Annotated in this window: 17 protein-coding genes, 3 pseudogenes and 1 riboswitch; of the genes and pseudogenes, 11 read left to right on the forward strand and 9 right to left on the reverse strand. The window is 68.9% G+C overall.

Features of this window, described 5'->3' with window-relative positions; translation table 11 throughout:
- Positions 1 to 101, reverse strand: a pseudogene (locus tag ACFYVL_RS00005) (antibiotic acetyltransferase); the annotation flags it as partial.
- A 324-nt stretch (positions 102 to 425) separates the two neighbouring features.
- On the opposite strand from ACFYVL_RS00005, the gene ACFYVL_RS00010 reads away from it, so the two are divergent.
- A complete protein-coding gene (locus ACFYVL_RS00010; protein WP_389240073.1) occupies positions 426 to 1,004 on the forward strand; it encodes a TetR/AcrR family transcriptional regulator in 579 nt (192 codons plus the stop codon).
- A 1-nt stretch (position 1,005) separates the two neighbouring features.
- Here the strand turns inward: ACFYVL_RS00010 and ACFYVL_RS00015 are convergent, their stop codons facing one another.
- The 3 genes from ACFYVL_RS00015 to ACFYVL_RS00025 all read right to left on the reverse strand — a co-directional run bounded on the left by ACFYVL_RS00015 (position 1,006) and on the right by ACFYVL_RS00025 (position 4,649).
- Positions 1,006 to 1,236 carry a hypothetical protein gene (locus ACFYVL_RS00015; RefSeq protein ID WP_389240075.1) on the reverse strand — a complete coding sequence of 77 codons (231 nt, stop codon included), beginning with the start codon at positions 1,234 to 1,236 and terminating at the stop codon, positions 1,006 to 1,008.
- A 70-nt stretch (positions 1,237 to 1,306) separates the two neighbouring features.
- The gene (locus ACFYVL_RS00020; protein ID WP_389240077.1) at positions 1,307 to 1,741 is read right to left on the reverse strand and encodes a hypothetical protein; all 435 of its coding nucleotides are present in this window, start codon (positions 1,739 to 1,741) and stop codon (positions 1,307 to 1,309) included.
- Positions 1,742 to 1,859: 118 nt separating this feature from the next.
- On the reverse strand, positions 1,860 to 4,649 hold the full coding sequence (locus ACFYVL_RS00025) for a BTAD domain-containing putative transcriptional regulator (RefSeq protein WP_389240079.1): 2,790 nt from the start codon (positions 4,647 to 4,649) through the stop codon (positions 1,860 to 1,862).
- A 568-nt stretch (positions 4,650 to 5,217) separates the two neighbouring features.
- On the opposite strand from ACFYVL_RS00025, the gene ACFYVL_RS00030 reads away from it, so the two are divergent.
- From ACFYVL_RS00030 to ACFYVL_RS00045, 4 genes and pseudogenes are all read left to right on the forward strand, one after another.
- A complete protein-coding gene (locus ACFYVL_RS00030; protein ID WP_389240080.1) occupies positions 5,218 to 6,249 on the forward strand; it encodes a bacteriocin fulvocin C-related protein in 1,032 nt (343 codons plus the stop codon).
- A 440-nt stretch (positions 6,250 to 6,689) separates the two neighbouring features.
- Positions 6,690 to 7,412, forward strand: coding sequence for a hypothetical protein (locus tag ACFYVL_RS00035; protein WP_389240082.1), 723 nt, complete (start codon positions 6,690 to 6,692; stop codon positions 7,410 to 7,412).
- 44 nt (positions 7,413 to 7,456) lie between these two features.
- Positions 7,457 to 7,864: a hypothetical protein gene (locus ACFYVL_RS00040; RefSeq protein WP_389240084.1), complete on the forward strand. Its 408-nt coding sequence runs from the start codon at positions 7,457 to 7,459 to the stop codon at positions 7,862 to 7,864.
- Between the two features lie 108 nt (positions 7,865 to 7,972).
- Positions 7,973 to 8,311: pseudogene (locus ACFYVL_RS00045) on the forward strand (transposase family protein); the annotation flags it as partial.
- 101 nt (positions 8,312 to 8,412) lie between these two features.
- On the opposite strand, the gene ACFYVL_RS00050 reads toward ACFYVL_RS00045, so the two are convergent.
- Entirely contained in the window at positions 8,413 to 9,831 is a 1,419-nt protein-coding gene (locus tag ACFYVL_RS00050; RefSeq protein ID WP_389240086.1) for a short-chain fatty acyl-CoA regulator family protein, read from the reverse strand.
- Positions 9,832 to 10,203: 372 nt separating this feature from the next.
- Here ACFYVL_RS00050 and aceA point away from each other — a divergent pair, with 372 nt between their 5' ends.
- The 4 genes and pseudogenes from aceA to ACFYVL_RS00070 form a co-directional block, all read left to right on the forward strand.
- Complete coding sequence (aceA, locus tag ACFYVL_RS00055) at positions 10,204 to 11,496, forward strand: isocitrate lyase (RefSeq protein ID WP_389240088.1); 1,293 nt, start codon at positions 10,204 to 10,206, stop codon at positions 11,494 to 11,496.
- Between the two features lie 164 nt (positions 11,497 to 11,660).
- Complete coding sequence (aceB, locus tag ACFYVL_RS00060; RefSeq protein WP_389240090.1) at positions 11,661 to 13,259, forward strand: malate synthase A; 1,599 nt, start codon at positions 11,661 to 11,663, stop codon at positions 13,257 to 13,259.
- The gene (locus tag ACFYVL_RS00065) at positions 13,256 to 14,125 is read left to right on the forward strand and encodes a 3-hydroxybutyryl-CoA dehydrogenase (RefSeq protein ID WP_389240093.1); all 870 of its coding nucleotides are present in this window, start codon (positions 13,256 to 13,258) and stop codon (positions 14,123 to 14,125) included. The genes aceB and ACFYVL_RS00065 overlap by 4 nt, the downstream gene beginning before the upstream one ends.
- 216 nt (positions 14,126 to 14,341) lie before the next feature.
- A riboswitch (cobalamin riboswitch) is annotated at positions 14,342 to 14,494 on the forward strand.
- 593 nt (positions 14,495 to 15,087) lie between these two features.
- Positions 15,088 to 15,426: pseudogene (locus tag ACFYVL_RS00070) on the forward strand (tRNA 4-thiouridine(8) synthase ThiI); the annotation flags it as partial.
- Positions 15,427 to 15,600: 174 nt separating this feature from the next.
- Here ACFYVL_RS00070 and folP read toward each other — a convergent pair.
- On the reverse strand, positions 15,601 to 16,503 hold the full coding sequence (gene folP, locus ACFYVL_RS00075; protein WP_389240095.1) for a dihydropteroate synthase: 903 nt from the start codon (positions 16,501 to 16,503) through the stop codon (positions 15,601 to 15,603).
- Between the two features lie 130 nt (positions 16,504 to 16,633).
- Between folP and metF the strand changes: the two genes are divergently transcribed.
- Positions 16,634 to 17,545 carry a methylenetetrahydrofolate reductase [NAD(P)H] gene (metF, locus tag ACFYVL_RS00080; protein WP_389240096.1) on the forward strand — a complete coding sequence of 304 codons (912 nt, stop codon included), beginning with the start codon at positions 16,634 to 16,636 and terminating at the stop codon, positions 17,543 to 17,545.
- Between the two features lie 219 nt (positions 17,546 to 17,764).
- Here the strand turns inward: metF and ACFYVL_RS00085 are convergent, their stop codons facing one another.
- The 3 genes from ACFYVL_RS00085 to ACFYVL_RS00095 are packed head-to-tail and all read right to left on the reverse strand — an operon-like array spanning position 17,765 to position 21,374.
- The gene (locus ACFYVL_RS00085; protein ID WP_389240098.1) at positions 17,765 to 18,910 is read right to left on the reverse strand and encodes a bifunctional 2-methylcitrate synthase/citrate synthase; all 1,146 of its coding nucleotides are present in this window, start codon (positions 18,908 to 18,910) and stop codon (positions 17,765 to 17,767) included.
- 35 nt (positions 18,911 to 18,945) lie between these two features.
- Positions 18,946 to 19,851: a methylisocitrate lyase gene (prpB, locus tag ACFYVL_RS00090; RefSeq protein ID WP_389240100.1), complete on the reverse strand. Its 906-nt coding sequence runs from the start codon at positions 19,849 to 19,851 to the stop codon at positions 18,946 to 18,948.
- Positions 19,851 to 21,374, reverse strand: coding sequence for an MmgE/PrpD family protein (locus ACFYVL_RS00095; RefSeq protein WP_389240101.1), 1,524 nt, complete (start codon positions 21,372 to 21,374; stop codon positions 19,851 to 19,853). The genes prpB and ACFYVL_RS00095 overlap by 1 nt, the downstream gene beginning before the upstream one ends.
- Before the next feature lie 280 nt (positions 21,375 to 21,654).
- On the opposite strand from ACFYVL_RS00095, the gene ACFYVL_RS00100 reads away from it, so the two are divergent.
- Positions 21,655 to 23,094: a short-chain fatty acyl-CoA regulator family protein gene (locus ACFYVL_RS00100; RefSeq protein WP_389240103.1), complete on the forward strand. Its 1,440-nt coding sequence runs from the start codon at positions 21,655 to 21,657 to the stop codon at positions 23,092 to 23,094.
- The last annotated feature ends 117 nt before the right edge of the window (positions 23,095 to 23,211 follow it).

A 23,211-nucleotide genomic window follows, 5' to 3' on the forward strand; every position in this document is an offset into this window, starting at 1 on the left:
CCGACCTCGATCAGCGGGGACTCCACCAGCGGCTTGAGCTGCACCACGCGCGGGTGGTCGGGCATCGGGTGCAGCACGGTCGGGTCGGCGGGAACGGGCATGGCGGATGTCCTCACGTGCGTCAGCGGTCAGTGGGCAGAAACTTCGCCCGGGTCGTTCACCTGCACTGGCTCGCGCCTCCGTTCTTGCCGCTGCGGAACAGGTGACGCGCGCCAGGGCACGCAGTTGCTTGGCCGGCATCAGGCCCGCAGGTCCCGCAGGTCCCGCAGGTCCCGCAGGTCCCGCACCCACCGTGATCAGGACGGTGTTCCCACACCGGCCATCTGAAGGCACGGCACGTGCCGTGCCGATGCCGAGTAGCGTGCCGGGGCCGCCGGTTCCTGTCAAGCACGGCACGTGCTGTGCCGTTCAGTTACCGTGGGAGCATGACCACCCCCCGGCGCAGCGGCCCCGACCTGACCCAGGCCATCATGCGAACCACGCTGGAACTGGGACAGGAACTCGGCTACGCCAGACTCAGCATCGAAGCGATCGCCGCCCGGGCCGGCGTCGGCAAGCACACCGTCTACCGGCGGTGGCCCTCCAAGGGCGCCCTGATGCTCGACTCACTGCTGTCGCTCAGTGAGTCCGCCCTGGACTACCCCGACACGGGTGATGTCATCGCGGACCTGCGCCGACAGATCTACGAAGCCGTCGACCTCCTGGCCGGAGCGCCCTTCAGCCCTCTCTTCCGAGCCCTGGTCGGGGAGGCCCAGCACGACCCCGGTGTCGCCACTGCCCTCAACGAGCGGTTCATCGCCCCCCAGGCGGCCAAGACCGCCGCCCGCCTGAAGACCGCACGCGCGCAGGGCCAGTTGTCGCCGGACTTCGACCTGGACCTGGCGATGGCGATCCTCTCCGGTCCGCTGTACTTCCGACTGCTGATCACCCAGGAACCACTGACCCGCGACTACGTCGACCGACTCCTCGACACCCTCTTCGCCGGAATGGGGCCACGCCCCTGACTCAGAGGCGCCGCAACTGCGACGTGTTGGCGGCAACGCTGTGCAGCGTCGGCCTGGAAGTGCACGTCGCGGACCCGCGAGAAGTGGCCTCCCGACCGGTACGACTGTTGCCCTCTATCACCGCCAACACCCAGTTCGTGCTTTCGGTCGCCGCCTTCGGCTTGCAGACCTGGACCGCTCCGCCGGAGGCCGAACGACTGACGGCCGGGCTGATGCCTACGGTGTCGAACACGGGCGGTGCCTCCTTCTGGGCACAGACCGCGGGCGCCAACAACAGCCCGCCCCGGGCCGCAGATCGACCATCACCACTGTCGTCTTCGTCGTCCCGCAACGGGGTTACCGGCCTCATCCCCACGTACGGACGGTCCGGGCCGGCACAAAAGCCCCGGGTTGTGCGAACAGCAGGGCCCGTCACGCGACCCGCTCTCACGGGTCCGAGCGTCGATGAGTTGCTGGTAATCCGGCGCCAGCGCCTCAGCGACGAGGCCTTCCCGCCACACCGGCACCACCGAGCCGCGCACCGCACCCACCGCCTGCGCCAGTCCCTCGCCGACCACCACGACCGGTGGCACGCCCTGGCCTCCGCACGGTTCCGCCAGGACCTCGGCCACCGTCTCGCGGGTGATCACGAACCGCTCCCACACAGCCTCTGCCTCCCGCAGCTCGGACTGAAGGGCATCCACCCGCTGCCGAGCGTCACGTTCACGCCCCTCCAACAGCCTCATCACCGATGTCATCCGGCACCTCCGCCGAAGAGACGACACGGCATCCCGTCCCTGCCACCGAAACACCGACGCCATCCCTGACTAGGACTAGCGAAAACACACCCATCACGCTCGGAAGGACAACGGCTTCTCAGTCCAGACGCCCGGTCAGGGACCCGAGCCTCTGCTGGAGGCTCGCTATGGTGGCGCGTTGCTGGGCCCGGCTCAGGTCGAGGGCTTTGGTCCAGGCGAGCCGGGCCTGCTCGTACTCGTGGAGGGCCTTGTGCACGTCACCCATGTCCCTGAGCACAGCGACTTCCTGTCGGCTGTCGCCCGCGCCCCGGAAGAGCCCGAGTGCCGCCCGGTAATGGGTCAGGGCCGCTTCGTGCCGACCGGTCCGGTGCGCGATGTAGCCGAGACTGTCCCGGACGATGGCCGCTCCGTGGTGGTCATCGTGCCGGTCGACGAGTGCCAGGGCCTGTGTGCAGTGTTCCTGCGCTCGCGCGAAGTCGCCGAGATGGGCCTGGCACCATCCCATGGCATTCAGCACGTGGCCCCGGGTCAGTGTGTCGTCGTCGATCAGAGAGAGAGCTCTCTCCAGATGTGTCAGCGCTTCCGCGTGGCATCCCTGCTGTTCCCAGGCGATCGCCAGGCTGCGGTGGGTACGCATTCGGCCGTCGACGTCCTCGAGCTGCTCGAACAGTTCGAGTGCGCGGGTGAGTTCGGTGACCGCCGCACTGTGGTCGCCGGCGTAGGCGAGGGCTTGCCCGGCGCGCTGGTGTGCCAGCCCACGGATCTCGGGAACGGCGATCCGGTCAGCGGCGGCGAGGGCGCTGCGCCAGCTGGCCACGTTTTCCCGGCTTGCCCCCTGCCGCTGGAGGAAAGGGTCGAGCGCATAGGCCAGTTGCCAGACCACGGCGTGCCGGCACTGAGTGAGGGCAGCCGCTTGCGCCGAGATGAGGCAGGCCCGTTCGGCCCGCATCCATGCCTGTGCCGCCGCAGAGTCCGTCGGCGAGTCGGGGACGCATCCCGGCGGAAGGCTCGGGAGGCTGACGGTAGCGCGGTGTGGGTGCAGGAGTGCCGCTGCGGTATGGGAGGTGTGCACGTAGAAGCCGAACAGGCGGTCCAGCGCCGCGTTCCGGGCTTCCTCGGACAGGTCCTGAGCGCCACATTCTGCGGCATAGAGATGGATCAGGTCGTGCATGCGGTAGCGGTCCTGGCGGTGACGGCTGACGAGGCTCGCGCTCTCCAGCCTCCGAAGGACCACGCGGGCGTCCGCGAGGGGCAATGCGATCAGGCTCGCGGCGGCGAGCAGGCTGATGTCAGGTCCCGGTATGAGTCCCAGCAGTGCCAAGGCGTGGGCGTTGCCGCTGTCCAGGGCGCGGTACGAGGTCTCCAGGACCGCTCTGAGGCCGATGGTCGGCTCGCCGCTCTCCAGCGCGTCGAGTCGGGACAAGGCTTCGCTCAGTTCCGCGGCCAGAGCCGCAAGCGGGCGGTCCGACTGGCCCGCAGCGCGGGCGGCAGCGATACCGAGAGCGAGGGGAAGCCCCGCGCAGTGGTCCAGCAGAGACTCCACAGCCTCTGGTTCGGCGTCCACGGCGCGGGGCCCGAGTCTGTGCGCCAGCAGCTGGCGTGCCTCCTCGCGGGAAAGCATGTCAAGCGGCAGGGCGCCGGCGCCGTTCTCGACGGTCAGCCCCGCAAGCCGGTGACGGCTGGTTACCAGCACGGTGCAGGCATGCCCACCTGGCAGAAGGGGCGTCACGTGCGCCGTGTCGCGGGCGTTGTCCAGGATGATCAGCAGCCGTCGGTCGGCCACAAGTGACCGGTACAGCCCGGCGCAGGCGTTCTCGTCGTACGGGATCTCCTGCGCGGGTACGCCGAGGGATTCGAGGAACCCGCGTAGCGCCGTTTGAGGTGCCAGCGCCAGCTCGACGGGGTCGTAGCCTCGTAGGTTGACGTAGAGCTGTCCGTCAGGGAAGCGCTCCAGATGCTGGTGGGCCCACTGCAGAGCGAGCCACGACTTGCCGACTCCGGCCATTCCAGCGATCACCCTGACATCCGGCGCCGCGCCGTCGACACGGCCTTCCCCTACATCGAGAAGCCTCAGTGCGTCGCCCCGGCCCACGAACCCCGAGGGACAGGCGGGGAGTTGGCGCGGTGTGCGGCGTTCGGGCGCAGCGGCCGGAGGTGCGGCGAGGGCGTCGTCGAAGCTGAGGATCCGCTGATGGAGCTCCTGCAGCTGGGGACCGGGGTCGACTCCCAGCCGCTCCACGAGCCGTTGCCGTAACTGCCCGTAGGCGGTGACGGCTGCGGCCGGCTGTCCGGTCCGGTACAGGGCCAGCATGTGCAGGTGGGCCACCTGTTCGTCGAGGGGCTGCTCGGCGGCGAGCGCAGTGAGGGGCTGGACGAGGTCGACGTGCCGACCCCGGTTCAGCAGCAGTTCGTAGTGATCCAGCCGAGCCCGCTGGTGTTCCTCCGCAAGCGTGAGACGGTACGCGTCGAGCCAGGGAGAGCGCAGCCCGGCGAACGGCTCGCCCTGCCAAAGCGCCAACGCCCGGCCGTACGATGCCTCGGCCTCCCGAGGGTCGTTCGCACCGCGCGCCTGCTCGACCAAGGAGCGGAAACGGAACAGATCGACGGCCGTGCTGTCGGTCCGCAGCACATACCCCGCGGGCGTCCGCACGATGTCCCACCGCTCCGCGTCGCCCGGATCCGAGCGCAAGGCGCGCAGCCGCGACAAGTAGCTGTAGAGCGAGGCCATCGCACGTGCCGGGACGTTGTCCCCCCATACCCGCGTCAGGAGCGTCTGCGCAGACACGGGCCGGTTGACGTCGATGAGAAGCAGCGCCAGGACGCAGCGCTGGCGCGGTGATCCGGGGGCGACGTCGGCCCCGCGGGAGCGGATGGTCACATCGCCGAGAAGGGTGAATCCGATACTCATGCCGGTCCTTCGTCTCGCGCGGTCTCGCCAGGCCCAGGCCGGCCGTCACGGTTGTCCGCCCGACACCGGTCTGGTTACCCCTGCAAGAAACTTTCAAGCTCCTTGCAGGGTGCGCACCGAACACTTGCGGTGACCAGCACGTGCCGCAGGTGGAAGGACCACATCGTGCCCCATCACGACGTACTGCTTCGCGGACTGCCCGGCGTCACCGCCGCCGCAGCCCTCCTGGCGGCCGGAGCAGGGGCGCCACGGCCGACACCGCACCAGCCTCCCACTCAGCCCGCACCGACGAAGGCGTTCGGCGCGCAGGCCTCGCCGGGTCGCTCCCTGGTGGACGGCGCCCGCATCCACCTCAGCCCAACACCAGTTCCACAACGGTCGGTTACGGCCAGGGAAGCCACGAAGTCACCGTCCACTGCCGCCGCGTCGAGGCGGGCCAGGAGTGGGTCCACCACACCGACGACACCTCGCACGTGACCGGCTGGGGCCGGTACGACGTCATCGTCCCGTGCTGCGCCGCCGGCGACTGCTGACCGTCCCTCACTCAGAAGTCAGAAGGAGTTCACGGATGGAAAACACCCGGGAGGACACCACTTCCCGTTGGCTGCTCGCCTTCGACGCCTCGTGCGGGGCGTGTCGGAAAGTCGCCGCGACGGTCGAACGGGCCTCGGGACAGCACCTTGAGGTCGTTCCGCTGGACCGGCCGGACGTCGCCGAGTGGCGGGCGGCGGCCCTGGGCCCGGACGCACCCTGGGTTCCTACGCTGCTGCGAGCACGGGGCACCGCGGCGCGGGCCTGGACCGGGGCCAGGATGAGCCTGCCGCTGGCCCGGCTGCTCGGACCGCGCGGCACGGTCCGTGTACTGCACGCGCTGGGCGACCTGTCGGCCAGTGGCAACCGCTCCGCCACGGCCCCTCCGTCCAGCACCGGCGACGCCGAGGGCCTCCCGCGCAAGGGGTTCCTGCGCCTGGTCACCGGCGGCGTCGTCGCCGGTACCCTGGTGCTGGCCGGCCGCACCCCGGCGCTCGCCGACTCCGGGGGCCAGGAGGTCCGCGACTGGCTGCGGCAGCACGAAGGCTCTCTGCCCACCGAGTACGCCGAGGTCGTCGCCCACCCGACGGCCTACCGCAGGGCCATCTACGGCGCCTCCGCGCCCGAGGTGAAACAGGCCCTGTGGCTGGCCCACTTCGAGGAGTACGCGCGTACCCGCGACACGCTCACCGCGGACCAGCGCGCGGTGATCACCCGGGCGAGGGCCGTGGTCCAGGAGACCCCGGATCTCTTCTCGCGCACCATCATCTCCGGTGACGGCCGCGACCAGGTCGTGGCCCCGCTGCGGGACGCCGCGATCGACGCGTTCGGCAAGGAGGAGGCACGCGCCCTCATCGCCCACCTCGGGCCGGTCTCCGACCAGGACGTTCGCATCCCGGACTGTAGCTGCGCCCTGGGCGACCCCAACTGGTGCGGCGGTACCTGCCGCTCCTGCTGTTACGTCCAGTTGGGCTGCGGCGGCACCTCCTGCCGCTGCTGCTGCACCTACCTCGACGACGGCTGCGGCTCCCTGTGGGCGCACCCCTGCGACGGGGTCTGCAACCCCTAACGCTCCGGTCGGAAGTACCTGTCTGCGCCGGCCCAGCCATCAACGAACAGCTCCACCTTCTTCGAAACACCCTACGGGCCTCAACCGCAACAAAAGCGATTCAAAAATCGTCGAATGATTGATGGATGGTCGCGACCGGGCGAATCCGAGTCTGCGACCGGGCTGCTCGGCTTGAACATCTGACGGCGGCTCCTCAACCCGGAAAGGCCAAGGGAGAAACGGTGATGGCACCACTGCAACGCCCCATGGGAAGGCGCCGTCTTGTCTTCGCTGCCGCTGCTGTGGCATGTGCCGCCCTGGCAGTACCAGCGGTGGTACACGCGGTCTCCGATTCCCCCTCGCCTGCACCCGCGGGCCCTGCGCGGCAACATTCGCGCGAACTTACCAAGCAGGAGAGCAACGTCCTGCACACGGCAGGACAGATACTGCTCCGTGACTGCATGGAAAAGCACGGGTTCGAGTACAGGCCCGTGAAGGAGAATCCGATACCTGAAGCCCGGACATTCCCATACGTCATCAATGACGTGACGTGGGCCCAGAAGCACGGCTACGGAACGGACATCGAGCGCGCACGCACCGAGCTGCGGAAAACTGATCCGAATCAACGCTACTTCCGCAGTTTGCCTGCCAAACGGAGAGAAGCCGCGCTTGAGGCAGCAAACGGCCCAATGCCGCTGAACGTGACCGCGAAGACTCCGGATGGCATGTTGTTCCAACGCAGCTCTGAGGGCTGTCAATCGGAGGCCGACCGGAAGCTCTACGGGGACCTCCAGAAATGGTTCCAGGCAAAGGTCACATTTGACACGCTAGCCGAGTTCAAACGTATGCACGTCCTCGCGGACCGCAGGTTCACCAAAGCCGTAAAACCTTGGTCTGCCTGTATGCGTGCCGCCGGCCACCTCTATGCAAGTCCCACAGAGCTGCGGGCGAAACTTCCCCCGCCGAATAATCCCCTACCTCAAAAGGAGGAAATCCGGCTCGCTGTCACTGAAGCGCACTGCGCGATGAGCTCGGGCCTGGCCAGGACGGCGAGCGAACTGGACGAGTACCACGCCAAGAAGCTCCAGAAGCAATACCGCTCCGACGTCGAATCCCGACGTCAACTGCAAGCGGCTGCTCTGCCTCGCGCTCGCTCGATCACCGAGGCTGATTCGCCAAAATGAGAAACCCGCAACGAAAGGAAAAAATGAGCAGGATACGCAAACTCATGATCGGCACAGCACTCGCCGTACTGGCTGTGGGAGCCACCCCCCTCACTGCACAGGCAGCGGACACTGATCCTTCGTCCCCGCCCAGCGCCGCCCCCACAGGATTCCTTCACGTCTACTACAACACCGACTACAGCGGTTGGTGCGACGACTGGTCAGGCGAGGCTCCGGACTGGGGCAGTTGCCGCAACGAGGTGAGCTCGCTCCACAACAACGGCTACCCCGGAGACCTTGACGACATCTGGGTCTACTGGGGGCTCAACTACACGGGCGCACGCAGAGGTGTCTATCGGGGAGCGGGTCTCACCGATCTCCGTTTCTACACCTTCGACGCCAATACAGGACCCGGCTCGGGGGAGTCCCTCAACGACAACATCTCGTCCCATAAGTGGACCAACCTCCCCTAGGTTTGTCGTGCGGCCTTGGCCGCACGACGGCCGTAGTTCTACGCAAGGGTAAAGCTCCTGGTAGACGGGTGCTCGACCAAGATCACCCATGTCCGCCAGGAGCTTCGCGTGCTTGTCCACCCGTCCTCGATTGATCTGTCCAGCCGCACCCTGCGGTTCCTGATGGGCCAACTGACCGTGCGGCGAGAGGAGATCGGGACGCGGTGGCGACGCCTGTCCGCTGCACGTCAGGCCTTGCTCGCCCTGGCGCATCTGCGGTGCGGTGACACCTACGCTCAGCTCGCCGCCGGGTTCGCGACCGTCTACCGCTGCATTCGGGAAGCCGTCGAGGTCCTGGCCGCCCTCGCCCCGTCCCCGACCGGGGCGATGAAGACCATCCGGGCGAAGGCGTTCGTCATCCTCGACGGCACCCTGCTACCCATCGACCGCGTCGCCGCCGACACTCCCAAGGAACTACACCCCGGTGGGTTCCCTCGCCCACAGGCCGGTCGTCGCCCGCCTCGGGCGAGCGGGAGGCCGAACCCGGCTGCCCGGTCCGGCTGTCCGTGTCAGCCGGCCTGGGGTTGTTCGCCCGTGACGGGGTAGGGGACGAAGGTGCTGCTGTTCTCGTCGATGGCGAGGGGGCGGTCCAGGGGTGGTACGGCGCGCTGGGGGCAGTCGGTGCGTGTGCAGAGGCGGCAGCCCATGCCGATGGGGACTGCTGCGGCGGCGTTGGTGAGGTCGAGGCCGTCGGAGTAGACGAGCCGGTGCGCGTGGCGGGTTTCGCAGCCGAGGCCGATGGCGAAGGTCTTGCCCGGCTCGCCCCAGCCGCCGCGGTGCCGGGTGACCGCGCGGGCGGTCCACAGGTAGCGCTGCCCGTCGGGCATGGCCGCGACCTGAACGTGGATGCGCCCGGGTGCGGCGAACGCCTCGTAGACGTTCCACAGGGGGCAGGTGCCGCCCGCGCGGGAGAAGTGGAACGCGGTGGCGGACTGGCGTTTTGACATGTTGCCGGCCCGGTCGACCCGGACGAACGAGAACGGCACTCCGCGCAGTCTGGGCCGTTGCAGGGTGCTGAGCCGGTGGCAGACCGTTTCGTACCCGAGGCCGAAGTGGTCCGAGAGGCGTTCGATGTCGTACCGGAATTCCTCGGCCGCCTCGTGGAAGCAGCGGTAGGGAAGGATCAGAGCCGCCGCGTAGTGGTTGGCGATGCCGATGCGGGCGACCGGCCAGGCGGCCGCCTCCTGAGCGAAGTCCTCGGATGCCAGCGCGGAGATCTGGTCCTCGTTTTCCAGCAGGGCGAGCTGGGTGGCCATCCGGAACGCCTGCTGACCGGGGCGCAGCCGTGCCGAGAGGTGGAGCACCCTGGTCTGCGGGTCGTAGCGGTGCAGATGCTGGGCGCTGTCCGTGGCGAGTCGTACGCCGTGACGCTCGGCGAGCCGGGCCGTCAGGGCATCGAGGACGTTGCCGGGGCGGATGCCGATGCGGGCGGCCAGTTCCTCGGCGGCGAGGTCGATGTGGTGCAGGTAGTTCTGCCGGCGGTAGAAGAACTCGCGGATCTCCTCGTGGGCGGAACGGGGGTGCGCGGGTGTCTCGGTCCCGCGCCCGTCCGCGGTGTCGGTGAGCCGTTCCGTCAGGCGCTGGTTCCGGCGGCCGAGGTCCACGAGGAGCGTTGCGGCTGCGGGCACGCGGGACGCAAGGTCGGCAAGGTCCGAGGCGGTGACACGGCCAGCGGCCACCTCGTCGGAGAGCGCGTCGCGCAGGTCGGCCAGCAACCGGCTGGTGTCCCGCTCGGAGAAGAAGCCGGGGTCGATGCCGAACGCCTCGGTGAGCCGCAGCAGTACCGGCACGGTGAGCGGGCGGGAGTCGTGCTCCATCTGGTTCAGGTAGCTCGGCGAGATGGCCAGGATCCTGGCCAACTCGGCCTGGCTGATTTTCCGTTCCTCGCGCAGCCGCCGCAGCCGTGCACCCGCGTACGTCTTGCTCACCGCGTTCCTTCCCGCAGATTCCTCGGCCCCCAAGGGCTTGGCACCTGCCGAGTTCCCTGCGTCAGGCGGGTTGGCAACCTTGGCAAACCGTCTCCTGAAGATGCGCAGAAGTTAGCACGCTTCCTTACTTGATGGCACTGGGTGCCAATGCCAGAGTTCGGAGCGCGGCCAGCCGGAATCCGGTGGGCGGAGGGGAAACCCCGGGCACGATTTGCGCCCTGACGTCGGCGATCCCGGCAATTCCCTCTCTGCCCGCGCGGCAACATTGCTTACTGGTGCTCGTACGGAGCCGGCTGGCCGCACCCTCCTCAAACGTAAGGGCACTCGGTGCCAGGTTTTGCAGGCTTCGCACAATGCATCCGGGAGACGGTCATGACGCAGGCAGGAACGACGACAGGCACGACGGCTGAGCAGCTGACCCAACGGTGGGCGAGCGACCCGCGCTGGAAGGGCATCGAGCGCACCTACACGGCCGAGGACGTGGTACGCCTCGCAGGCAGTGTCCGCGAGGAGCACACCCTCGCCCGGCGCGGCGCCGAACGCCTGTGGCGCCAGCTCCACGAGCAGGACTACATCCACGCGCTGGGCGCCCTGACCGGCGGCCAGGCCGTGCAGCAGGTGAAGGCCGGGCTCCAGGCGATCTACCTGTCCGGCTGGCAGGTCGCCGCCGACGCCAACCAGGCCGGCCACACCTACCCCGACCAGAGCCTGTACCCGGTCAATTCCGTTCCCCAGGTGGTACGACGGATCAACAACGCGCTCCTGCGCGCCGACCAGATCGCCACCGCCGAGGGCGGCACGGACACCACCGACTGGCTGGCCCCGATCGTCGCCGACGCGGAGGCCGGGTTCGGCGGTCCACTCAATGCCTTCGAACTGACCAAGGCCATGATCGCCGCAGGTGCGGCGGGCATCCACTACGAGGACCAGCTCGCCTCCGAGAAGAAGTGCGGCCACCTCGGCGGCAAGGTCCTGGTGCCCACCGCCCAGCACATCCGCACCCTCAACGCGGCCCGCCTCGCCGCCGACATCGCGGACGTCCCCACCCTCGTCGTCGCCCGCACCGACGCACTCGCCGCCACTCTGCTGACCAGCGACATCGACGAGCGCGACGCGCGGTTCGTCACGGGCGAGCGCACCGCCGAGGGCTTCTACCGGGTCCGCGGCGGCATGGCCCCCGTCATCGCTCGCGGCCTCGCCTACGCTCCGTACGCCGATCTCATCTGGGTGGAGACCGGCACGCCCGACCTGGCCCAGGCCCGCGAGTTCGCCGAGGCGATCCACGCCGAGCACCCCGACCAGATGCTCGCCTACAACTGCTCGCCCTCCTTCAACTGGAAGGCGGCCCTGGACGACGACCAGATCGCCAAGTTCCAGCGGGAGCTGGGCGCGATGGGCTACCGCTTCCAGTTCATCACCCTGGCGGGCTTCCACTCGCTCAACCACGGCATGTTCGACCTGGCGAGGGGTTACGCGGAGCACGGGATGACCGCGTACGTGGACCTCCAGGAGCGTGAGTTCGCCGCCCAGAAGCACGGTTTCACCGCGGTGAAGCACCAGCGCGAGGTCGGCACCGGGTACTTCGACCAGATCTCCACGGCCGTCAATCCGGCCTCCTCCACCACCGCGCTCTCCGGCTCCACGGAAGAAGAGCAGTTCCACTGAGCCCTCCGGACCCTTTCTGCCGCAGCCAGGTCCGCCGCGCCCCTCCCGGGGCGCGGCACCGGGTCCGAGGCCCTGGCTCATGTCGTTACGTATCCCGTCCGCACCCCGGTGCGCGCCGCGTCGCTGCCGGCCACACGCGCACCCCTCCCGCTGAGGAGACCCGTATGACCACCACCGCGCTGCGAGGGACCGTCGAAGTCCTCGGCGCCCCGGGCGACCGCCACGACGAGATCCTCACCGCCGAAGCGCTGGAGTTCCTCGGCCGACTCGACGCGGCCTTCGCCGGCCGCCGCCTGCGCGTGCTCACCGAACGGCGCCGCCGCGCCGAGCGGGCCGCCTCCGGCATCCCCCTCGACTTCCCGCTGACCGGCAGGGCGATCCGCGCCGACGCCACCTGGCGGGTCGCACCACCCGCCCCGGGCCTGGTCGATCGCCGAGTGGAGATCACCGGCCCGCCCGAGCGCCGGACGGCCGTGAACGCCCTCACCTCCGGCGCCCAGGTGTGGATGGCCGACTTCGAGGATGCCACCTCCCCCACCTGGAACAACATCATCGGCGGCCAGCTCACCCTGCTCGACGCCGTCGCACGCCGCATCGGCCTCACCACCCCCGAGGGCACCGAAAACCGCCTGCGCGAGAATGCCCGCCTCGCCACCATCGCCGTACGACCGCGCGGATGGCACCTGGTGGAGAAGCACCTGGTCGTGGACGAACGCCCACTGTCCGCGTCGCTGGTGGACTTCGGCCTGTACTTCTTCCACTGCGCCCAGCGGCAGATCGACGCTGGGCACGGCCCGTACTTCTCCCTCCCCAAGCTGGAGAACCGGGAGGACGCCCGCCTGTGGAACGACGTGTTCCTGCTCGCTCAGGACCTGCTGGGCATCCCCCGTGGCACGATCCGCGCCACCGTGCTGATCGAGACGGTCCCCGCCGCCTTCGAGATGGAGGAGATCCTCTACGAACTGCGCGAGCACAGTGCGGGGCTGACCGCGGGCCGCTGGGACTATCTCTTCAGCCTGATCAAGACCCTCGGGCACCGCTCCGACTTCGTCCTGGCGGACCGCTCGCAGATCACCATGACCGCCCCCTTCCTGCGGGCGTACACCGACCTCCTCGTCCGTACCTGCCACAAGCGCGGCGCGCACGCCATCGGCGGCATGGCCGCGCAGATCCCGCGCGACGACACCGCGGCCGACGAAGCGGCCTTCGCTGCCGTACGGCTCGACAAGGGGCGCGAGGCGGAGGACGGCTTCGACGGCACCTGGGTGGCACATCCCGGACTCGTGGAACTCAGCCGCACCGCCTTTGACGAGGTGCTCGACGGCCGTCCGCACCAACTCGACCGCACCCGTGGGGACGTGGACGTGGTTGCGGCCGATCTTCTGGCGGTGCCCCGCTCCGGCGGCGCCCCCTCGGCGGAGGGCCTGCGGACCAACGTGTCGATCGCGCTGCGCTACTTCGACGCCTGGCTGCGCGGCACGGGAGCCGTCGCCCTGAACGGTCTGGTGGAGGACGCCTCGACCGCCGAGATCGCCCGCGCCCAGATCTGGCAGTGGATACGGCACCAAGCCGTCAGCCGTGAGGACGTTCGGCGGGTCGTGGCGGAGGAGGCCGGCGCTCTGAGCGCCGAGTACCCCTGGGCACGTGTCGACGACGTCTGCGCCATCTTCGAACGTGCCTCCCTGACAAGGGACCTGCCCGCCTTCTTCACGACCGATGCCTACGCCCGCCACCTCGTCACCACGGCCGGGGGCCGGTCATGAGCACGCCGATCACCCGGGTGGGCATCGTCGGAGGCGGGCAGATGGGTGCCGGCATCGCCGAGGTCTGCGCCCGCGCCGGACTCGCCACCGCGGTCTGCGAGAGCGACGCGCGCGCCGCCCGTACGGCCCGCGAGCGGGTCACCGTATCCCTTGAGCGGGCAGTGCAGCGCGGCAAGCTGGACCGGATCTCCGCCGAACACACCCTGGAGCACATGGTCTTCACCCACAGCCTCGACGACCTGGCCGACCGTCAGCTCGTCATCGAGGCCATCGTGGAGAACCCGGACGCCAAGGCCGAGGTCTTCGCCGCACTCGACAAGATCGTCGATGACCCCGAAGCGATCCTGGCCACGAACACCTCCTCGATCCCCGTGATGCGGCTGGGCATGGCCACCCGTCGCGCCGACCGGGTCCTGGGCCTGCACTTCTTCAACCCGGTGCCCGTCCTGCCGCTCGTCGAGGTGGTCGCCTCGCTGCACACAGCGCCCGAGACGGTCGCGGTGGTGGAGGACTTCGCCACCGGGGTTCTCGCCAAGACCGTGGTGCGCTCCCAGGACCGGGCCGGATTCGTGGTCAACGCGCTGCTGATCCCCTACCTCCTCGCCGCGATCCGCATGGCCGAGTCCGGGTTCGCCACGGCGACGGATCTCGACACGGGCATGGAGCTGGGCTGCGCCCACCCCATGGGCCCGCTCAAGCTCGCGGACCTGATCGGCCTGGACACCGTGGCCTCCATCGCCCAATCCCTGTACGACGAGTTCAAGGAACCTCTCTACGCCCCGCCTCCGCTCCTGCAGCGGATGGTGGAGGCGGGGCTGCTCGGCCGCAAGACGGGCCGCGGGTTCCACACCTACGACCGGGGCTGAGGACCCCGGGTCCGTCGTAGCGCTGAGGGGCATGCGACGGAATAGGGCGGGCGCGGGGCGGACGGGAGGTCTGCTCCGCGCCCTGTTCGTGCTGGAGCCGCACGCGCGCGTCTCATTGCACCATCCGGAATGTGAACCGCGTTGTCCAAGAGGTTCTTTGCCGCCTAGGGTGGCCCGTGCAGCTGGTTCGCCCTGTCCGCCAGGCAGGCGCGTCGCAAGAGGGAACCCGGTGGGAATCCGGGACTGCCCCGCAGCGGTGAGCGGGAACGACCGCCGTCATACGCACTGGGTCCGGCCAGGACCTGGGAAGCGACGGCCAGTAGGAATCCGCCGGAGTTCCGGTGGGTGTGCCCGCGAGTCCGAAGACCTGCCCGTTGCCCGCACGCGACCGATCGCGTGCGGATGTCCCGGTGACCTCGTGGGCGGGTCGGCGTACACAGCAGGCGGAAGACCGCGCCCGTCGCGCGCGTCTCTTCTGCCCGAGTTCGTCCGCCCTTCGCGCCCGTGTCGTCTGCCGGGATTCCCAGGAATTTCTCGCGAAGGAGATTTCCGTGACAGCGAAGCCGGTGTCCACGACGGCAGCCACAGCGTCCGGCTGCGCCGGCCGGAGTCCGAACCGCGAGCCCAGGAAGGCCACGGCGGGCTTCTGGGAGGGCAGAGTCACCGCCGACGCCCTGCAGGAGACCGCGACGGGCCTGCGTGCCTTGTACTGGCAGCAACTGACCCACGCCGACAGGGCGAAGCGGCGCAACAAGCAATTCTCCTTCCCCATGTCCCCTCCGACCGGGATCTCGGGCAGAACCCACCTGATCACCACCTCGTGGCGTACCTCATACTCTGGTGGGGCAAGCCCGACGAGTCCTCGGATGCCACTGCGTCGAACCGGCCGTACCCGTCCCCGGCACCCTGGACGTCATCAGACAGCCGACTGTCACCACGCTACGCGCGCTGGGCACCCAGCAATGGACCGAGGCGCAGTCGCAGTAAAAGCAGTCGCAGGCGGGCACCTCCAAGTCGTCACCCCGCGGCGCCCGATGGTTACCACCTCCTGGGCGTTCGTCACCTCCGCTGGGATCCAAACCTCGGCGAGCGGTGACAGCCCGAGCCGGGTGGCAGGCGCGAACCTGGCCGTAGTGGACGAGGCTGCGGAACTGTCGGTACTGCGTCCGCTGATCGGCTGTGACCAGCAGGAGATCCTCAATGGGGCGCGCCGAGTCGGCACCGCCGATATCTCCGTCCTGCCCGACGAGGACGGCTGCCGGATGCTCACACCGCCACGGGTCAGTACACGAGCAGGAGCAGCTCTACTGTGCTCTGTGGAAGGGCAGATCGATTTCGACGGGATGGTCGAAGCACTCCCCGGCCACGTCGAAGTGGTGGAGCCAGGTGACCGACCCGACGCTGGGCGGGCCTTGCCGTGCCACCCCGGCAGGGGTGCCGGCACGAGCGCTCGCATCGCCGGTCATGGGTACGCGTCAGCGGGTCGACAACGCGGCCGGCCATGGTTGACGGTCGGTCCGCGCCTCCGACCGACGCAACGCCGACCCGACGCGCACGGCGTCCGCCGAGGCGGCCACATCGTGCACCCGCACGGCCCAGGCTCCCCGAGCAGCCGCCAGTGCGGACACGGCCGTGGTGGCTGCGTCCCGGGCCCGGGCCGCACGGGGCACCCCGGTTACCGGGTCGGCGAGCAACGCGCCAAGGAACCGCTTGCGCGAGGCTCCCACCAGGACTGGGAACCCGAGGCGGGTCAGCTCGTCGATGCCCGCGAGCAACTGCCAGTCGTCGTCGCGATCCTTGGCGAATCCGAGTCCGGGGTCGATGATGACCTGTCCGGGGTCGACGCCGGCCGACACCACCGCGTCGACTCGCCGGTGCAGCTCGTCGGCGACGTCCGCTCGCACGTCCGCGTAGTCGGCCAGGAGGTCCATGGCGTCGGAATGGCCGCGCCAGTGCATGACGACAAACGGGACACCACTGCTGGCGGCCACCTCGGCCATGTTCGGATCGGCGAGTCCTCCGCTCACATCGTTGATCATGCAGGCACCTGCCTCCAGTGCGGCCCGGGCCACCGACGAGCGCATGGTGTCGATGCTCACCTGGACACCGCCTGCGACAAGGCCGCGCACAACGGGCAGCACGCGTCGCAACTCCTCTTCGCGAGTGATCCGCTTGGCGCCGGGGCGCGTGGACTCGCCACCGACATCAATCAGGTCCGCGCCCTCGGCGACAAGTTCAAGGCCGTGCGCGACGGCGCGTCCAGGGTCGAGCCACTGTCCACCGTCAGAGAACGAGTCTGGTGTCACATTGACGATTCCCATGACACCGCAACGGTCCCAGGAGAGTGGCATGAAGGAGAGAGTGGTGTGCGCGCTCATGAGGAAATCATGACTGATCCACATTCACGATGTACAGCAGAGACAGGGGATTCTTTGCCGAACTGGCTGCTTGTGTATCAGCAAGTGGACCGGTCTCGTGCGGAGTTCATCAACTGGGTAGGATTTTTCCATGTCTCTCGGCATCTCTAGCACACGGTCGGACAGTGCGCAGTCAATTCGCGATCTCCTCTCTCAGGGAGATCGCTCCTACTCGTTCGAGTTCATGCCTCCACGCACCCCGGAGGCCGAGGCCGGCCTATGGAAAGCAATTCGTAAACTGGAGGCCCTCTCCCCCACTTTCGTTTCGGTCACCTATGGTGCTGGCAGCTCGACACGGGGGCGCACCATCAATGTCACAGGGCGTATTGCACAGGAGACGACCCTCACTCCCGTAGCTCATCTCACCGCCGTCGACCACAGTGTCGCCGAACTGCGCAACATCCTCGGACACTACGCTGACCAGGGGGTTCGCAATATCCTCGCTCTGCGAGGTGATCCACCTGGCGATCCCCTCGGCACCTGGACGCGCCACCCCGAGGGCGTGAGCCACGCGGCCGAACTCGTCAGGCTCATCAAGGATTCGGGTAACTTCTGTGTCGGGGTGGCCGCATTCCCAGAAATGCATCCACGGTCACACGACCTCTCCGTCGACATTCGGCACTTCGTCGACAAGTGCCGCGCCGGGGCCGATTATGCCATCACGCAGATGTTCTTCGACGTGGATACGTACTTGCGTTTTCGAGATCTTGTCGCGGCTGCCGGGTGTGACACACCCATCATTCCCGAGATCATGCCGGTCACTACACTTAGATCACTCCAGAGAATCCCCGATCTCTCCACAGCGGCATTCCCGAGCGAGCTCGCTGCACGTATGCTTGCCGCAGCGAGCGACCCGAAGAGCGTACGCGCACTGGGAATTGAGCATGCCACCGAAATGTGCCGACGACTCCTCGCGGAGGACGCACCGGGACTGCATTTCATGACCATGAACTTCTCCACAGTGACGACGGAGATCTACCAGAATCTGGGGCTGGCGACCTGACAGCCTCCGTCATGAACAGTCGGTCCGTTCACTGCGGTGCCCGGGTGCTGCGGGCGCAGAGGCGTCTTCGACTGCGAACGCTGTGCGGGTCGACGCTGCGATGCTGAGCACGGTGAGGCACTGCCCCATGTGCAGTGCCGACCAGGGCGGCGGCCTGAACCCGGCCGGCAGGAGTCCGAGGTCACCACAGGTGAGGCCTGCGGCCCGACACCGGAAAGTTCAGCTCGTGGTCGGGAGGGAGCGTTGTCCGGGTCCGGTGTAGGCGCCCAGCGGGCGGATCAGTGCGTTGTGGGCGAGCTGCTCCGTGATGTGGGCGGTCCAGCCGGTGATGCGGCTCATCACGAAGATCGGGGTGAAGGCGGGGATGTCGAAACCCATCAGGTGGTAGGCAAGACCTGCCGGGTAGTCGAGGTTTGGATGGATGCCCTTGCGGGTGATCATCGCGTGGCGCAGGGCCGCATGCAGCGTGGCGAGGCGGGTGACGTCGGGGTCACCCGCGCCTGCGACGAGTCGGTCGGCGGCTTCCTGCATGATCGGTACGCGGGAGTCGCCGTTCTTGTAGACGCGGTGCCCGAAGCCCATGATCTTGCGTTTCGCGGCGATGGCCCCGTCGAGCCAGCTCTCGGCATCTTGCGGGTCGCTGATTTCGTTCAGCATGTGCATCACGGCCTCATTGGCTCCCCCGTGCAGCGGTCCCTTGAGCGCGCCGATGGCGGCGGTGACGGCACTGTAGAGGTCCGAGAGGGTGGAGGTGACGACGCGGGCGGTGAACGTCGAGGCGTTGAAGCTGTGTTCGGCGTACAGCACGAGGGAGATCTCGAAGCAGCGGACCGTCTCGGGGTCGGGGATGCGCCCGAAACACATGTGGAAGAAGTTATCGGCGTACCCCAGCGAGGGATCGGGCTGGATCGGGGTCAGACCGCGCCGCCTGCGGTGGTCGGTGGCCACGACGGTGGGGAGCTTCGCGAGGAGGGCCAGCGACTTGGCCAGGTTGGCCGCCGGGCTGCCGTCGTCCTCCAGCGGGTCCTCGGCGCCGAAGAAGCTGACGGCGGTGCGCAGGACGTCCATGGGGTGGCAGGTCCCCGGAAGCCTGGCCAGGACCTCGGCAGTCGTACGGTCCAGGGGGCGCAGCGCCCGCTCGCGCTCCCGGAAGGCGTCCAACTGGGCAGGGTCGGGGAGTTCGCCGTGCCAGAGGAGGAAGGCGACTTCCTCGAAGGAGCAGCGGGCGGCGAGGTCCTGGACGGGGTAGCCGCGGTAGGTGAGGGAGTTGGTCTCCTGGATGACGGTGGAGATTCCGGTGGTGTCGGCGACGACGCCGGCGAGGCCGCGGTGGACCTCCGGCTGGGCGGGTGTGGCGGTGGTCATGGATGCTCCTCGGGGTGAGCCGCGCAGGGCGCTTCTCAGGCACCGGGCGGAAGGGTGAAGTCGTATACGGCGGAGTCGAAAGCGGCGTAGTCCTCGTAGCCGAGTACCTGGTAGAGCCGGGAGCGGGTCTGCATGCGGGGCAGAAGCGACTGCTGGGTTCCGTCGGCGGCCAGGGTGTGCAGTCCGTCCTCGACCGCGCCCATGGCGAGGCGGAAGAGAGTGACGGGGTAGAGGGCGATGTTGTAGCCGAGGTCTTCGAGGGCCTTGGCGGTCAGGAGCGGGCCCTTGCCGAATTCGGTCATGTTGGCCAGCAGGGGTACGTCGATGGCGGCCCGGAAGGCCGCGAACTCGGCCTCGCTCTGCAGTGCTTCGGGGAAGACCGCGTCGGCGCCGGCGTCGACGTACGCCTTCGCCCGGTCGATCGCTGCGTCCAGACCTTCCACTGCGCGGGCGTCGGTGCGGGCCATCAGCAGGAAGTCTTCGTCGCGGCGGGCGTCGGCCGCCGCGCGGACGCGCTGGCGCATCTCCTCGGGCGCCACGAGGGTTTTGCCGTCCAGGTGCCCGCACCGCTTGACGCCGATCTGGTCCTCCAGGTGGAGCCCGGCGAGCCCCGCGTCCTCGAAGAGCTGCACGGTGCGGGCGGCGTTGACCGGGGCGCCGAAGCCGGTGTCCGCGTCGATGAGGACGGGCAGGTCGGTGACGCGGGCGACCTGCTGGGCGCGTGCGGCGACCTCAGTGGCTGTAGTAAGGCCGATGTCGGGCAGGCACAGCTCCGCTGCCAGGACCGCGCCGGAGAGGTAAACGGCCTCGAAGCCGTGTTCCTGGATCAGCTTCGCCGAGTACGGATTGACCGCCCCCGGCATCCGCAGCAGCCGCCCCGAGGCGAGCTGGGTACGCAGGGCCCGGCGGCGTTCGACAGGAGTGGTACGGGTGTGCAGCATCAGAACAGGCCCTTCGGGAGCGTGGCGTCGAAGGCGGCGGCTGCAGTGTGGTCCACCTCGGGGAAGAGCCCTGCGAGGCCTGCCGTGTCCAGGCCGGCGAGGTGCCGTGCCGCGTCCAGGAAGGCGTTCTGCGCGGACGGGACGACGAACCCCTCGGTGAGGGTGCGGAACTTGCCCGTGTAGCCCTCGCGGCCGAAGGGCCTGGCACCGGCCGGGTGGGCGTCGGCGACAGCGAGTTCGTCCTCGATGACAGTGCCGTCGTCCAAGGTGATCGCCGCACGCCCGCCGAAGGCGCGGCGGGCCGGGTCCGGGTCGTGGTAGCGACGGGTCCACTCGGGGTCCTCCACCGTGGTGATCTTCTGCCACAGGGCGACGGTCTCGGAACGCCGGGCGCGCTCGGGCGCGTACGAACGCTCGTGGTGCCAGCCGCCGTCCTCCAGGGCGACGGCCAGGATGTACGGCACGGAGTGGTCGAGGGTCTCCCGGCTGGCGTGCGGGTCGTACTTCTGCGGGTCGTCGGCTCCTGAGCCGATGACGTGGTGGGTGTGGTGGCTGGTGTGCAGGACGACCGAGCGCACCCGCTCCAGAGGGCCGGTCTTCTCGCGGAGCCTGCGGGCCAGGTCGATGACGGCCTGCGCCTGGTACTCGGCGGAGTGCTCCTTGGTGTACGTGTCGAGGATGGCCCGGCGGGCTTCGCCGGGCTCGGGCAGCGTCACGGTGTAGGAAGCCTGCGGCCCGTCCAGCATCCAGGCGAGGAAGCCGTCCTCGCCCTCGTAGATCGGCGAGGGCGAACCTTCGCCGCGCATCGCCCGGTCCACGGCCTCGATCGCGGCCTTTCCGGCGAAGGCGGGGGCGTACGCCTTCCAGCTGGAGATCTCGCCCTTGCGGGACTGCCGGGTCGCGGTCGTGGTGTGCACCGCCTGCCCGACGGCCTGGTACACCGTCTCGGTCGGCAGCCGCAGCATCGCGCCGAGTCCGCAGACGGTGGCGGCGCTCAGGTGGGCGACGTGGTCGATGCGGTGGGCGTGCAGGCAGATGCCCTTCACCAGCGCCACGTGGATCTCGTACGCGGCGACGATGCCCCGCAGCAGGTCCGCACCCGTGCGTCCGGTGTGCTGGGCGACGGCCAGGAGCGGGGGGACGTTGTCGCCGGGGTGGGAGTAGTCGGCGGCCAAGTAGGTGTCGTGGAAGTCGAGTTCCCGGACGGCGGTGCCATTCGCCCAGGCCGCCCACTCCGGAGAGACACGCAGGGCCGGGTCCGTGCCGAAGACGTGGGAGCCTCCGCTGCGGGCAGAGTGGGTGCGGGCCTGGGCGCGGGCTACCGCGACCGGGCGGCGCAACAGGGAGGCGACGGCGACGGAGGCGTTGTCGATGACCCGGTTCACAGTCATCGTGACGGCCTGCGGGTCCAGTTCGGCAGCCTCCTGAGTGCCGGTGGCGACGGCAGCCAGTTTCCAGGCGAGCTGCTCCTTGCGGGGCAACCTGTCGGCGCTGGGGTGGACGCGTACCTGATGGTCGATCACGGATCTCCTCGCGGGTGCAGGGCTGGGCGGAGACCTCCGGGGTTTGCCGGTCTCGCCTCTTGCCCCTTGATGCTTCCCGTGGTTCCGCGCCCTGGCGAGGGGTCCACATTGCGAAATCCGTCCCTCCCAGGTCTGCAAATCTGCGGATGTTGCAAACTTTGCGGCTGGTAAGTTCACATCGTTGTGGGAGCTCAACACGAGGCCGTGTCGGCCGGTCATCCGGGCGCAGGCACGCAGGCACGCAGGCACGCAGGCACGCAGGCAGAAGGGTGCGTCATCCATGGCACGACCTCCCGTGCGGAAGATCTACGCCCACGCCAAGCTGCGGCGGCTGCGCACCGAGCGCGGCATGAACCAGGTGGAGCTCGCCCGCTCCCTCGGGATCTCCACCAGCTACCTCAACCAGATCGAGCACAGCCAACGCCCGCTGACGCTCCCCGTGCTGCTGCGGATCGCCGAGGTCCTGGGAGTCGACGCCGCCTACTTCTCCGAGGCCACCGAAGAACGCCTGGCAACCGACCTGCGTGCCGCGCTCGCCGACGAGGCCAGCGGCACCGCCGCCTCGGCCGAAACAGCCACCGAAGTTGCTCGCGACCATCCCGAGGTGGCCCGTGCCCTGGTAGCCCTGCACCACCGCTACCGGGACGCCGCCGAGCAGGTCGCCGCCCTGGCGTCCGCCGAAGCGCCCGCCGTCCCGTTCCTTCCCGCCGAGCCGCACGACGAGGTGCGCGACTTCTTCTACACACACCACAACCACTTCGAGCCACTCGACACTGCGGCGGAACGCGCGGCGGAGGAGTGGGACGGTGACTTGATCCGCCCGACCGCGGAGTCGCTGTGGCGGCGCTTGACCGACCACCACGGTGTCACCGTCGTGCAGGCCGCGCCCGATCGCTCCGCCGATGCCCGCCGCTTCGACGCACAGCGCCGCGTCCTGCTTCTCTCTCCCTGGCTCACCGAAGGACAGCGTGCCTTTCAACTCGCGACGCGACTCGCCCTGTTGGAGTACGAAACGCTGCTCGACGGCTTGGTCGACACGGCTGATTCTTCCTCCCCTCAAGCTGCCGGGCTCGTCCGGATCGGGCTCGCCAACTATTTCGCCGGTGCACTGCTGATGCCCTACACGGCATTCCAGGCCGCCGCCGAAGAACTGCACTACGACGTCGAGCTCCTCCAGGCCCGATTCGACGTCGGCTTCGAGACCGTCTGCCACCGGCTCAGCACCCTGCAACGCCCCGGAAATCGCGGCGTACCCTTCTCGTTCCTGCGTGTGGACCGCGCGGGCAACGTATCCAAACGGCAGTCCGCCACCGACTTCCACTTCTCCCGCCTCGGCGGCACCTGCCCGCTGTGGACGGTGTACTCGGCGTTCTCCTCCCCCGGCCGCATCCTCACCCAGGTTGCCGAAATGCCGGACGGCAAGCGGTACTTCTGGGTCGCGCGCACCGTCACCAGGGGCGGCGCCGGGCATCGCGCCCCGCGCGCGGAGTTCGCCGTGGCCCTCGGCTGCGAGCTGCGCCACGCCCACCGGCTCGTGTACGCGGAGGGCATCGCACTGGACAGTCGGGAAGCGGCCACCCCTATCGGACTGGGCTGTCGGCTCTGCGAACGCCGCGACTGCGCCCAGCGCGCTCGGCCCCCGGCAGGGGGCAGACTGGCGGTAGACCCCGACCGCCGCACCCACATCCCGTACCCGGTGGAGTCGACCGGCCGTACCTGACGCAAAGGGGTCTGGCCGCCTCGGGCTGTGAACCCCGGCGAGCCCGTTCTCTGCCCGGTCCTGGGATGGGTGTGGCATACGGCCACACCTTGCTCACACGTGTGCCCTTGCGCCCCA

It is taken from the genome of Streptomyces sp. NPDC004111, assembly GCF_042874215.1.
Taxonomy (GTDB): Bacteria; Actinomycetota; Actinomycetes; order Streptomycetales; family Streptomycetaceae; genus Streptomyces.